We start from the raw sequence: 10,772 nt of genomic DNA on the forward strand, positions 1-10,772 counted from the left end.
GGCTGATTGAGCCAAGAGACTCATTCTCCGATGCGTTGCCCCTGCGCCTTGGGCTACACAGAGCATGCGACTGGTAGGACGCCCAAGCGCTTCCCTCTCTCTTGGGGAGAGGGGCCGGGGTGAAGCAGGAAGTGAGTGTCTGAATCGGGTTGGAAAGAGCCATCGAGCAGACACCAAACTTAACCGAAATGGTCTGGGATCCGCTTCTAAACTGGCAGATGAGCCACCCCAGGAGGATATATGCCCACTCCATCCCCGCCCGGCATTACCCCCAAGCAAATGAATCTGCTGCGAGCTGTCACCGCGATGGCCTGGTCTGATGGCGCGCTGGAGGTTGCGGAAGTGGAGCTCATCGCCCAGCAACTCTCGCGGCATTTTGCTTCGCATCCCGGCCAGCAGGCCAGCTTAGCGCAGGAGATCCGCCAGTATTTGGTGCAGCAAGTCCCGTTGGCAGAGGTGCTGTCCAAAGTCAACGATGAGGCCGAGAAGCGTCTCATCCTCAAGTTGGGCTACCTGGTGATTGCGGCCAGCGCCCGCAGCCCGGAAGAACCCGTGGTGAATCTGGAAGAGCTGGACGCCTTTCGGCAGTTGGTGGATAGGCTGCAGTTGCCCCCAGAAGTGGTACGACAGGTCTCTCAAGAAGCAGAGGCCGAACTCGGGGATCCCAGCATTGCGCCGATTGAAGCCTTGGTGCAGGGGTTTACCCGCCACTGCCGCTAGAGACCTGGGTGGGCGGCTGGTGGTTGCGAATGGCCCGCCTGACCAAATTGAGAAAAGCAAAGGCTCGTTGATCGGTGGGATCCAAGCGCATCACCGCTTGAAAGGCTGCTTCCGCCTGCTGCAGAACGGATAGCTCGATTTGGCCATCCTCATCTGCTTCCAGTTGGGCCTTTTGCAACAGGAGGGCCCCTCGATTGTAATGGGCTGCCACATGGTTGGGATCTGCCGCCAAAACGGCTTCCAGCTCTGCCAAGGCCGGATCCAGGTAGCCGCTCATACCCAGCACCCAGGCCAGCTTGTACCGAGCTTCGGTGTGGGTTGGGTCGGCAGCAACTGCTTGCCGAAACGCCCGCATGGCCGACTGGAAATCTCCCGCTTGTACCGCCGCGATGCCCTCTTGGTAGCTGTCGTGAGCCATAAGCCGGTTGGGGGTTGACTTGGAATCTGGCGCGAGGAAGGGATCCCTTATTTGCAGCTTAGCCCTTCTCAGCTACGTTCCTCCAGATGCCGAGAAGGGAGCCGTGCCCTCGCCGCTGCAGCGTTTTTTTCCCCTCGGTGATGCCATCTGCAGTAGGAGAAACTGCCGCGGCAGGAGATTGGAGATTGCGCAAAGCCTGAGCCGCTCCACCTGGGCCCGTTCCTAGGATGAACATAACCCTTGATCCGGTGTTGAACAATGAACGCCAAACTGCTTTTCCTACCCTTGGCTCTGGGGTTGTCTGTAGCTCCGGCCACCGCTGTTTTTCCGCAAACCTTGGGCATTTACCCCCCCTTGCAAAGGCTGCAACTGGCCGACACTGCTCAGTTGGAGATTGGCACCCGCTCCATCATCGTCAACCCCGTTCCTTCTGACTTGCAGGTCAATTTGGAGCTGGATCGGCGCGGGTCGAACCCCATCTACCGGCCTGGAGAACCGATTGCCATTACCCTGAGCACCAACCGCGATGCCTACGTCTATCTGTTCAGCATCCAAGCCGATGGCCGCACCCATCTGATTTTGCCCAACCGCTTTTCCGGCGGGAACGAGTTTCTGCGGGCCGGAGAAGTGCGTACCTTTCCACCGCCGGGGGCCAGCTACCGGTTGACCATCGCTCCACCTTTCGGCCAAGCCCAGGTGTTGGCCGTAGCCTCTCCCCGTCCGCTGAACTTCCAGGAGATCGCCTCTTTTGAGCAGAGTGGCTCCTTTGCCGATGTGCGGGTGCGGGGATCCCAATTGGGCAGTGCCATCGCCCGCGCCATTGTCGTCGAAGGGATCCCTTCCGACCAGTGGGTGACGACCACACGATTTTATCGAGTGGCCCCCCGCTAGCCCAAGACAGGATCCATCCGCCAGAACCGAGGTTGTCCAAAAAGCAGCTTCATCTGTCACAATGAAGGCAGGCAAACGTAGCCTCGGCTACGTTTCTCTCTTGCGGTCTTGGGTCAGCCGTTCTATGCTTCCTTCCTCCACGCCCCTGAGCGAGCAGATGCGCAGCCTTGACGACCATCTCTCCCGCCGGCCCTTGGAGCTGGATCCGGCGGGTTACTTTGTCATCTACCTGGATCGGGAGCAGAACCTGATTTGCGCCAAGTACTACCGCACTGTAATTAACGAGCGGGGGCTGGCCACCGATCCGGAAACAGGAGCAGTGATCCCGGCCAGGGGCTCCGTCAATCGCTCCCCTGAACGGGTGTATGTTGGACGCACGGCCAAAGAACTGTGTGTGCAGATCTTCGAAAAAGAGCAGGAGAGGGTTGTCTCTCAGCTCAGCCATGCGGCCTACCTGGGACGGGAGTTTCAGAAGGCCGAAGCTGCCCTGCTCTCCGGCGCGGAGTACATCCAAGACTAAGCCGCCTCTCCCAGGGCCGGAGCGTACGTTTGAGGGGCTACATCATACCCATGCCCCCGGAGCCAGCCGTCGGGGCTGCCGGTTTGGGCTCAGGTTTTTCCACCACAATCGCTTCGGTCGTGAGATACATTCCGGCTATGGAAGCTGCGTTTTGCAACGCCGAGCGCACCACCTTGGCCGGATCCACGATCCCCTGAGCAAACATGTCCACATAGGTTCCGGTCAGGGCATCGAAGCCAAAAGGCATCTCCTTCTCCAGAACTTTTTCCACCACCACCGACCCTTCCAGACCGGCATTGTGGGCAATCTGATAGAGCGGAGCCTGCAAAGCCCGGTAGACAATCTCTGCCCCCACCTGCTCTTCCGACTTCAAGGTTGCCTTGAAAGCCGGGATCCCTTTGGCCAGATGCAAAAGCGTCGCCCCACCGCCGGGAACGATCCCTTCTTCCACCGCCGCTCGAGTGGCATTCAGGGCATCCTCAATGCGCAGCTTGCGGTCTTTGAGCTCTGTTTCGGTGGCAGCCCCCACTTTGATCACCGCCACCCCACCGGCCAACTTGGCAATCCGCTCCTGCAGCTTCTCGCGGTCGTACTCGGAATCGGTGGTTTCCAGTTGCTTGCGAATTTGGGCCACCCGCTTCTCCACCGCCGCTTTGGTGCTGCCATCGGTGACGATTGTCGTTTTATCTTTGGTGACGGTGATCTTGCGGGCCACCCCCATCATGTTCAGGGTGACGTTCTCCAACTTGATGCCCAGATCCTCGGAGATGAGCTGCCCGCCGGTGAGAATGGCAATGTCTTCCAGCATGGCCTTGCGCCGATCCCCAAAAGCCGGAGCCTTGACCGCCACCGCGTTGAGCACCCCCCGCAGCTTGTTGACCACCAGAGTGGCCAGCGCTTCTCCCTCCACATCTTCTGCGATGACCAAAAGAGGCCGACCTTCACGGGCCACCCGCTCCAGGATGGGCAGCAAATCTTGCAGGCTGGAGATCTTGTTGCTGGTGATGAGCAGATAGGCATTTTCGTATTCGGCCACCATCCGCTCGGTGTCGGTAACAAAATAGGGGGAAATGTAGCCGCGGTCGAACTGCATCCCTTCTACAACTTCCAATTCCGTCTCCAAGGACTTGGATTCCTCGACGGTGATCACCCCCTCTCGCCCCACGGCATCCATGGCCTTGGCAATCATCTCCCCCACCTCGCTGTCATTGCCGGCAGAGATGGTGGCTACTTCCGCAATGGTTTTGCGGCCTTCCACAGGCTTGGCATGGGCGGCAATTTGCTCCACTAAGTAGGCGGTGGTCTTTTCAATGCCGCGCCGCAAGGCCACAGGGTTGGCACCCGCTGAAATGTTTTTCAGCCCTTCCCGCACCATGCTCTGGGCCAAGATGGTGGCAGTGGTGGTACCATCCCCGGCCACATCGTTGGTCTTGGAGGCCACTTCCCGCATCAACTGGGCACCGGTGTTCTCCAAGGGATCCGCCAACTCGATTTCTTTGGCAATCGTGACCCCATCGTTGACGATCTGGGGGGCACCAAACTTCTTCTCCAAGACCACGTTGCGCCCTTTGGGGCCAACCGTAACCTTGATCGCATCCGCCAGTTGATTGATGCCCTGCTCCAGCGCCTTGCGGGCCTCTTCTCTAAACAGAATCCGTTTTGCCATAAAATCCGCGATCCTCGTAATTTCGACTGGGCTACCTGTGCCGAGTGCTGCCGGGCGGAGTGGAAGAATCCATCGGCTCAGCCAACAGAAAGTTAGCACTCTAAACTCCTGAGTGCCAATCTAGCCCAAAACTGGGAGACTCAGCAAGGTGGGACAGATCCGGGGTCAGGTTGTGGCCGAGAGGCTTAGGAGTTGCCGCCGATCAGGATGTCGGGAAACTGGGCCTGGGCTTCGCTGATGGGGCGGTTGCGTCCGCCGTTTTGCCAGTAGTTGATGAGTTCGGTGGCTTGGTTGAGCAGAGTGATGCGATCTTCCTCGCTGATCCAAGTTTTGCTCTCCAGCTCAGCTTTAAGCTGCTCCCAAGCGTCATCCCGAGGCCAGAAAAAGTAGTGGGTGAGGGGGCTGCGGTTTTTGGCCACCACCTGATCCACAGCAATAGCCAAGTCGTTTTCTAGCCACAGGGCTTTTAGGGCGAACTTCGGCAAGGCTCTCTTCTCCTTTGCAGGACTCGACAGGTCACACGCTGGCCCGGCCTGAGCCGGGCAGCCTTCTATTCTGACATAAGTCCGCCTCCCTCAGGGGATAGGCCCGCTCAGCCCTGTTTAGGTCTTGGGGCAAAAGCGCTTAGATCGCAGAGGGCTGTTTTCCCTTTCAGCACCAAATCTCTCAGGACGGCGGCGCTAATCGGGGCCAGCAACACTCCATTGCGGTAGTGGCCAGTGGCAACAAAAAGATTGACATAGCCGGGAGCCGGCCCCAGGATGGGGGCGCGCTGCCCCACCGGTCGAGGGCGGTGGCCGGCCCAGTGCTCCAACAAAGTCGCTTCGGCCAAAGCCGGGCAGAGCCGGATGGCGCGGGCCAGCAGATCTTGCAGCGCCAGCAGCGTCGGCTGGGGATGGGGGGCCTGAAACTCCACGGTTGCCCCCACCCACAGGGATCCATCGCCCAGGGGGACCAGATGCAGATCCTCGTCGCTGACCACCGGCCCCAGGGGGATCCTAGGCGCTTTGACCCGCAGGGCCTGGCCCTTGACGGCCTGCAACGGCATCTGCAACCCCAGCTCTTTGGCCAGAGGAGAGCTGCCCAGCCCTGCCGCCAGAATGACGTGCCCCGCCGAGAAGGTGAGGGCGGGCGTATCAATTGCCTGCAGGCGAAAGGGGGGATCCGGGCTGCGCTGGATCTTCTGAACCGGCTGATGGAAGAAAAAGCGGGATCCCTTGCGCTGGGCTGCTTCCAAGAGGGCCTGAGTGAGGAGCTTGGGTTGGACTTGGCGATCCTGGGGCGAGTAGAGGGCCCCCGCCAGGTCGCTGCGCAAACCCGGCTGCAGGGATCCCACTTCGCCGGGGCTAAGCAGCTCCAGGCGGTAACCTGCTTGCCGCCGAGCCGCCAGGGTTGCTTGCCAAGCGTCCACTTCCTCCTCCCGAAGGAGCTTGAGGATGCCGTGCCGATTGACGGGCAAATTCCGACCCAAGTCCGCTTCCAGCCGGGCAATCAAGGGATCAAACTGCTCCAGGCTTTTCAGGCGCAACTGCACCACCTCCCCATCCGGCTGGCGGCTGCAGATCCCCATCAACACCCCCAGTGACGCGCCCGTGGCGCCTGAGGCCGGATCCTTGGCGTCGATCCCAACCACTGATAGCCCTGCGGAAGACAGCTCGTAGGCGATGGCACAGCCCACCACGCCACAGCCAATCACCAAAACGTCACAGTTCAAGGTTCTTCCTCAAAGAGATCCCTTTTGCCGTGATACCCCATTCTCCGGGCGGGATCCCTTCTGGAGAGCGGCCAGCTTTGCCGCCCTTGTCCTCTGCGGCAAAAAGTAGGGGAAACGGCTAAGATGTCGACATCCCCGACTGCCTTCGCCCATGGATACTGAACTGCTGCTGCCCGACATCGCTGATCTGGTCACTGAGGACGATACCCCGGTGGATAACTTTGCCTCTGAAAAGCAGCAGCGTCTCCTGACGGGGGCACTCTACAGCTCTCTGCCCCACAAAACCTTCCTGGCAGCAGCCAATGTGGGCATCTACACCACCCCTAACCGACCTCCCATCGTGCCGGATGTTTTTCTCAGCCTGGATGTCACGGTGCCGGAACAATGGTGGGAGAAGCAGAACCGGTGCTATCTGCTCTGGCAATTTGACAAGCCGCCGGATGTGGTGATTGAGATTGTCTCCAACCGCGAAGGCGACGAGCTAGGGGGCAAGCTCAGTCGCTACGAGCAGATGCGGGTCAGCTACTACGTGGTTTTTGATCCCAACCACGAGCTGGGGCCAGAGGAGCTGCGCATTTTCGAGCTGCGAGGCCGCCACTATGCGGAAATGACCGAGACCTGGCTGGAACAGGTGGAGCTGGGCCTGAGGCTGTGGGACGGAGTTTTCGAGGGGAAACAAGCCCGCTGGCTGCGCTGGTGCGACGCCCAAGGGCAGTTGCTGTTGACGGGAGATGAGCGGGCCGAGCGGGAGCGCCAGCGGGCTGAGCTGGAGCGCCAACGAGCCGAACAGGAGCGCCAACGGGCTGAGCGTCTGGCGGAAAGGTTGCGGGCTTTGGGCGAGGATCCTGATCTGGAGAGGTGACATACTCCTGGCCCTCACCGCATCCCACCCTAAGTGAAGGTCTCAGGAAAACCTATCTCCAAAGTCCCTGGGGATCCCCCGCTTTCCCCTACACTCAAAGAGGGAGCTACCCCTAAGTTGGGAAATCGTCCAGATGGGCTATCGCCGCCAGGATTGGTTGGCCTACTGGCTGCTCAAGTGGCTGGTGGTCAATCCGCTGTTTCGGGGACTGTATTTTGGCCGCACCTATGGCCAGGAAAACGTGCCTCGCCAGGGATCCCTGATCATTGTCAGCAACCATGCCAGCCACTTGGATCCGCCGCTGGTGGCCAATGCAGTGCGCCGCCCTGTAGCCTTCATGGCCAAGGAAGAGCTGTTTCGGGTGCCAGCGCTGAAGCAGGTGATCCGGCTCTACGGGGCCTACCCGGTCAAGAGAGGCGGCTCTGACCGCGCTGCCTTGCGAGCCACGGAAGCAGCCCTGGCGCGGGGATGGGCGGTGGGGATCTTTCTCAACGGCACCCGCACCCCCGATGGCCGCATTCCCCAGCCTCACCTGGGGGCTGCCTTGGTGGCAGCGCGCACCCAGACACCTCTGCTCCCCGTGGCCCTCTGGGGTACCGAGAAGGTGCTGCCCAAGGGATCCCGCTGGCCGCGGCTGTTCTGCCCCATCACGGTGCGCATCGGCAAGGTGATCCCCCCCCCTGCTTCCAGTGATAAGGCTGATTTGCAACAGGCGACGGCAGAGTACGTGCAGGCTATCCACGCTCTTTTGGATCAGGGGCGCTGAGGGTATCTTGGGCTACCAGATACTCGGCCACCGGGATCCCGCCCAGGATATGCTCTTGCAGCACCCGCTCTATCACCGGGGGCGTGGCCGAGTGGTACCAAAACCCACCGGGATACACCAGCAACACCGGGCCGGGAACGCCATAGTCACACCCGCGCAGGCAGTTGGCCTTGGTGCGGTGTACTCTCAGGGAGCTGCCGCCTTGGATTTCCAGGTTCAATTCCCTGATCCGCGATCTCAAATAGTCCCAGGCTTCCAATCCGACGGCTTTCTCGCAGCACTTGGGCTTGGTCTGGTCGGCGCAGAGAAAGAGATGCCAATGGTAAGACGGAAGCGGAGCCGGCTGAGGTTCTGAAGATGCGGTTGCCGGCGTGGGAACGGGAGCGGAAAGCTGGGTCATAGAGGATCCCTCTAGCCTACTGCCACTAGATAATCGCTAGATAATTATATGAGAATATGAGTGGCTAAAGAAGATGCCGGGCATCCCGACAAACCCTCTGACCCTTAGGGAATGGGGTAGAGGTCTGGGGCTGGGCTGTCCTAGCCTGGATAATACAGGTCCCTCACCTGTCCAGCAATGGTGAACGACGCTCCCCAACAGCGGCTGTTTCTCGCCCTCCTACCCCCGGCAGACTTGCAGGAGCAAGTGACCGCCATCAAACAACAGTTTGCCGAGCAATTTGCCAGCCGCGCAGCCCTGCGCTCGCCCCCTCACATTACCCTGGTGCCTCCTTTCGAGTGGCCCACTGCCGAGCTGCCAGCCCTGACGGGATCCCTGGGAGAGTTTGCCAAGGAGCAGGCTCCGGTTGCCGTTGAGCTCCGCGGCTTCGGTGCCTTCGCGCCACGGGTTATCTATATCCACGTCGAGCCCTCCCCTGAGCTGCAACAGCTCCAGGCCAAGACACAGCGCCACATGAATCTGCTGCTTAAGCCAGAGCCGGCCCCTACCCCAGCTCGTCCCTTTGTCCCCCACATGACTGTGGCCTTTCGGGATCTCAGCCCGGCCCAGTTTCGCACCGCCTGGCCACAGTTCAAAACTCGCCCTTTCCAGGGATCCTTTCTCGCCTCCGCTCTCACCCTCCTCAGCCATGACGGCAAGCGCTGGCAAGTTTTTGCCGAATTCTCCCTCTCCACCTCTGAGGGATTGAGACAGGAAACAACAGCCTACTCAACCCAGTGAGCAGCCATGTATTCAGCCAGATCCAGCACCCGCTGCGAGTAGCCCCACTCGTTGTCGTACCAGGCCATCACCTTCACCAGATCCCCGTCCAGCACACTGGTCATCTCCGCATCCACAATCGCCGAGCAGTCGTGGCCGCGATAGTCGATGGAGACCAAGGGGATATCGGAGTAGGCAATGATCCCTTTCATCGTGGTCTCTGAAGCTTCCTTGAGAGCCGCGTTCACCTCTTCGGCAATCACACGCCGCTCTGTTTGCACCACCAAGTCCACCAGCGACACATTGGGCGTGGGAACCCGTACTGCCACCCCGTTCAGCTTGCCCTTCAGTTCGGGGATCACCAGCGCTACTGCCTTGGCCGCCCCGGTGGTAGTGGGCACCATGCTCAGCGCCGCCGCCCGCGCCCGTCGCAGATCGCGGTGGCCACCATCCAAAATCCGCTGGTCGCCGGTGTAGCTGTGGGTGGTGGTCATCGTAGCCCGCAGGACGCCGAACTTGTCCAGCAGCACCTTGAGGAGGGGGGTAAGGCAGTTGGTGGTGCAACTGGCGTTGCTGACAATGTTGTGCCGCACCGGATCGTAGGTATGTTGGTTGACGCCATACACAAAGGTAGGGATGTCTCCCCCCTTGGCCGGAGCCGTGATCACCACCTTCTTGGCTCCCGCCTCTATGTGTTTAGAGGCACCCTGGTAGTCTACAAAAACACCTGTGGCCTCAATAACAAGATCCACTTTCCACTCTTTCCAGGGCAGGTTGCTGGGGTTGCGATCGGAAACCACGTGGATATGCTTGCCGTTAACCAGCAGGCCACCCTCGGCGGCCTCTACTTCCGCCCCTTGCAGCGGCCCGAGGATGGAGTCGTACTTGAGCAGATGGGCAGCCGTGCGAGCGTCTGAGGTGTCGTTGATGGCAACAATATCCAAGTTGGACTGGGAGCGCCCCAGCCAACAACGCAGAAAGTTGCGACCGATGCGACCGAATCCGTTGATGGCTACCCTGACCACTGCTCTTAACCTCGCTGCTTGAAATGCTTCGGGAGCTGCTGCTTAGCACATAATACCGCAAGCCCTGGCTATTCTGAAGATAAAATTTGGGATCCCACCGCTTGATTTTTGGCTTCTTTGTAGGAGCGCCAGAACCTTGATTCTAGGGATCCCAGCCTGCCGGCAGGGGTTCTTTTTCCTCAAGCAGGATAGCGCTGCTGCAGCAGGGCCATAGCCGAGGCGACATTTTCCGCCCCCCGTTGTTCCAGGAGATCTGCGAACATGCTGTCGAGCCAAAAGAGGCGCTCGCCGATGATCTGGGTCCAGGCGCGGTAAAGCTTCACCTGGACTTCCAGGGGCAATAGGAGCAGCCCTTCGCTGGAGAGGCGCAGGGTTTGCACCTCGGTTAGGCTCACTGCGGTAAAGGAGCGCCGCCGCCCCGTCAGCAAGGAAAGTTCTCCAAACACGCGCCCAGCATGCAGTGTTGCCAGCCAGTAATCGCCGGGATAGCGCATGTACTGGCGCCGCAGCTCCACGATCCCGCTGAGAACTACGTACAGGTCGCTACTGGGATCCCCTTCTTGGAAGATTACCTGGCCTGGGGAGAATCGGCTGGGCAGTAGGGCAGCCGTCAATGCCTTCCACTCAGCATCTGCCAAGGACTGAAAGAGCAAGTGGTCGCGAACACGCTCAAACGGATAACGGGTGCTGCTCATCGGGTAAGCGGCTGGAAGTGCTTGGGGCCAGCTCTGTTTCATCCTACCGCCGCTGGCATCGTACTGGGAGAGAGACACCCCAGAGGTTGGGGGACAACCCAAACGACTCGATTGACGGTTCAAGCCAGGCTATTCTTCCAGAACGTGGGAAATGGCGTTTTTGTTGACGCAGATAAAGTCGGCATGGGCGACGCGGCGTCCGTTGATGAACATTTCCGAGTCGGTTAAGGGACAAACGTGCGCTCATCGTTGAGCAGGCTGGAAACCCGTCGCTCGAACTCCGTCCCTTCTAGGAATACCTCGCCGCGAATATCGGTGCCATCCAGGGTGCGAATA

General features: G+C 60.0%; 13 protein-coding genes. 6 read left to right on the plus strand and 7 right to left on the minus strand.

Translation table 11 applies throughout. From position 1 onward, the window contains the following. The first annotated feature begins 240 nt into the window (after positions 1 to 240). Positions 241 to 720: a TerB family tellurite resistance protein gene (locus tag NW853_RS12655; protein WP_414336722.1), complete on the plus strand. Its 480-nt coding sequence runs from the start codon at positions 241 to 243 to the stop codon at positions 718 to 720. Here the strand turns inward: NW853_RS12655 and NW853_RS12660 are convergent. Continuing rightward, positions 701 to 1,138: a tetratricopeptide repeat protein gene (locus NW853_RS12660; RefSeq protein ID WP_414334259.1), complete on the minus strand. Its 438-nt coding sequence runs from the start codon at positions 1,136 to 1,138 to the stop codon at positions 701 to 703. The genes NW853_RS12655 and NW853_RS12660 overlap by 20 nt on opposite strands. A gap of 258 nt (positions 1,139 to 1,396) precedes the next feature. On the opposite strand from NW853_RS12660, the gene NW853_RS12665 reads away from it, so the two are divergent. Both NW853_RS12665 and NW853_RS12670 read left to right on the plus strand, forming a co-directional pair. Next, on the plus strand, positions 1,397 to 2,029 hold the full coding sequence (locus NW853_RS12665) for a DUF4384 domain-containing protein (protein WP_414334257.1): 633 nt from the start codon (positions 1,397 to 1,399) through the stop codon (positions 2,027 to 2,029). 124 nt (positions 2,030 to 2,153) lie between these two features. Beyond that, a complete protein-coding gene (locus NW853_RS12670; protein WP_414334255.1) occupies positions 2,154 to 2,549 on the plus strand; it encodes a DUF4346 domain-containing protein in 396 nt (131 codons plus the stop codon). A 37-nt stretch (positions 2,550 to 2,586) separates the two neighbouring features. Here NW853_RS12670 and groL read toward each other — a convergent pair whose 3' ends face one another. From groL to NW853_RS12685, 3 genes are all read right to left on the minus strand, one after another. Continuing rightward, entirely contained in the window at positions 2,587 to 4,215 is a 1,629-nt protein-coding gene (gene groL / locus NW853_RS12675) for a chaperonin GroEL (RefSeq protein ID WP_414334253.1), read from the minus strand. A gap of 185 nt (positions 4,216 to 4,400) precedes the next feature. After that, positions 4,401 to 4,730 carry a 30S ribosomal protein PSRP-3 gene (locus NW853_RS12680; RefSeq protein WP_414334283.1) on the minus strand — a complete coding sequence of 110 codons (330 nt, stop codon included), beginning with the start codon at positions 4,728 to 4,730 and terminating at the stop codon, positions 4,401 to 4,403. A gap of 77 nt (positions 4,731 to 4,807) precedes the next feature. After that, positions 4,808 to 5,929 (minus strand): NAD(P)/FAD-dependent oxidoreductase, encoded by a 1,122-nt coding sequence (locus NW853_RS12685; RefSeq protein WP_414349180.1) that lies wholly within the window; start codon positions 5,927 to 5,929, stop codon positions 4,808 to 4,810. Between the two features lie 151 nt (positions 5,930 to 6,080). Here NW853_RS12685 and NW853_RS12690 point away from each other — a divergent pair, with 151 nt between their 5' ends. Next, entirely contained in the window at positions 6,081 to 6,791 is a 711-nt protein-coding gene (locus NW853_RS12690) for a Uma2 family endonuclease (protein WP_414349181.1), read from the plus strand. A gap of 133 nt (positions 6,792 to 6,924) precedes the next feature. Continuing rightward, the gene (locus NW853_RS12695; RefSeq protein WP_414334248.1) at positions 6,925 to 7,557 is read left to right on the plus strand and encodes a lysophospholipid acyltransferase family protein; all 633 of its coding nucleotides are present in this window, start codon (positions 6,925 to 6,927) and stop codon (positions 7,555 to 7,557) included. Here the strand turns inward: NW853_RS12695 and NW853_RS12700 are convergent. Continuing rightward, the gene (locus NW853_RS12700; RefSeq protein ID WP_414349182.1) at positions 7,526 to 7,957 is read right to left on the minus strand and encodes a (2Fe-2S) ferredoxin domain-containing protein; all 432 of its coding nucleotides are present in this window, start codon (positions 7,955 to 7,957) and stop codon (positions 7,526 to 7,528) included. The genes NW853_RS12695 and NW853_RS12700 overlap by 32 nt on opposite strands. A gap of 177 nt (positions 7,958 to 8,134) precedes the next feature. Between NW853_RS12700 and NW853_RS12705 the strand changes: the two genes are divergently transcribed. Continuing rightward, complete coding sequence (locus tag NW853_RS12705) at positions 8,135 to 8,737, plus strand: 2'-5' RNA ligase family protein (RefSeq protein WP_414349183.1); 603 nt, start codon at positions 8,135 to 8,137, stop codon at positions 8,735 to 8,737. Here the strand turns inward: NW853_RS12705 and gap are convergent. Together gap and NW853_RS12715 are read right to left on the minus strand one after the other, a co-directional pair. Continuing rightward, complete coding sequence (gene gap, locus NW853_RS12710; RefSeq protein WP_414334242.1) at positions 8,722 to 9,741, minus strand: type I glyceraldehyde-3-phosphate dehydrogenase; 1,020 nt, start codon at positions 9,739 to 9,741, stop codon at positions 8,722 to 8,724. The two genes, NW853_RS12705 and gap, sit on opposite strands and share 16 nt — an antisense overlap. A 179-nt stretch (positions 9,742 to 9,920) precedes the next feature. After that, a complete protein-coding gene (locus NW853_RS12715; RefSeq protein ID WP_414334241.1) occupies positions 9,921 to 10,436 on the minus strand; it encodes a Crp/Fnr family transcriptional regulator in 516 nt (171 codons plus the stop codon). Positions 10,437 to 10,772: the final 336 nt, after the last annotated feature.

The sequence above is a fragment of the Synechococcus sp. H55.11 genome (genome assembly GCF_047462475.1).
In the GTDB taxonomy this organism is placed as follows: domain Bacteria; phylum Cyanobacteriota; class Cyanobacteriia; order Thermostichales; family Thermostichaceae; genus Thermostichus.

What these genes read in the sequence shown, in the direction of transcription:
- NW853_RS12655 (WP_414336722.1), top strand. Translation starts at nt 241, where the DNA reads ATGCCCACTCCATCCCCGCCCGGCATTACCCCCAAGCAAATGAATCTG.
- NW853_RS12690 (WP_414349181.1), top strand. Translation starts at nt 6,081, where the DNA reads ATGGATACTGAACTGCTGCTGCCCGACATCGCTGATCTGGTCACTGAG.
- NW853_RS12670 (WP_414334255.1), top strand. Translation starts at nt 2,154, where the DNA reads ATGCTTCCTTCCTCCACGCCCCTGAGCGAGCAGATGCGCAGCCTTGAC.
- NW853_RS12660 (WP_414334259.1), bottom strand. Translation starts at nt 1,138, where the DNA reads ATGGCTCACGACAGCTACCAAGAGGGCATCGCGGCGGTACAAGCGGGA.
- NW853_RS12695 (WP_414334248.1), top strand. Translation starts at nt 6,925, where the DNA reads ATGGGCTATCGCCGCCAGGATTGGTTGGCCTACTGGCTGCTCAAGTGG.
- NW853_RS12665 (WP_414334257.1), top strand. Translation starts at nt 1,397, where the DNA reads ATGAACGCCAAACTGCTTTTCCTACCCTTGGCTCTGGGGTTGTCTGTA.
- NW853_RS12715 (WP_414334241.1), bottom strand. Translation starts at nt 10,436, where the DNA reads ATGAGCAGCACCCGTTATCCGTTTGAGCGTGTTCGCGACCACTTGCTC.
- groL (WP_414334253.1), bottom strand. Translation starts at nt 4,215, where the DNA reads ATGGCAAAACGGATTCTGTTTAGAGAAGAGGCCCGCAAGGCGCTGGAG.
- NW853_RS12700 (WP_414349182.1), bottom strand. Translation starts at nt 7,957, where the DNA reads ATGACCCAGCTTTCCGCTCCCGTTCCCACGCCGGCAACCGCATCTTCA.
- NW853_RS12705 (WP_414349183.1), top strand. Translation starts at nt 8,135, where the DNA reads ATGGTGAACGACGCTCCCCAACAGCGGCTGTTTCTCGCCCTCCTACCC.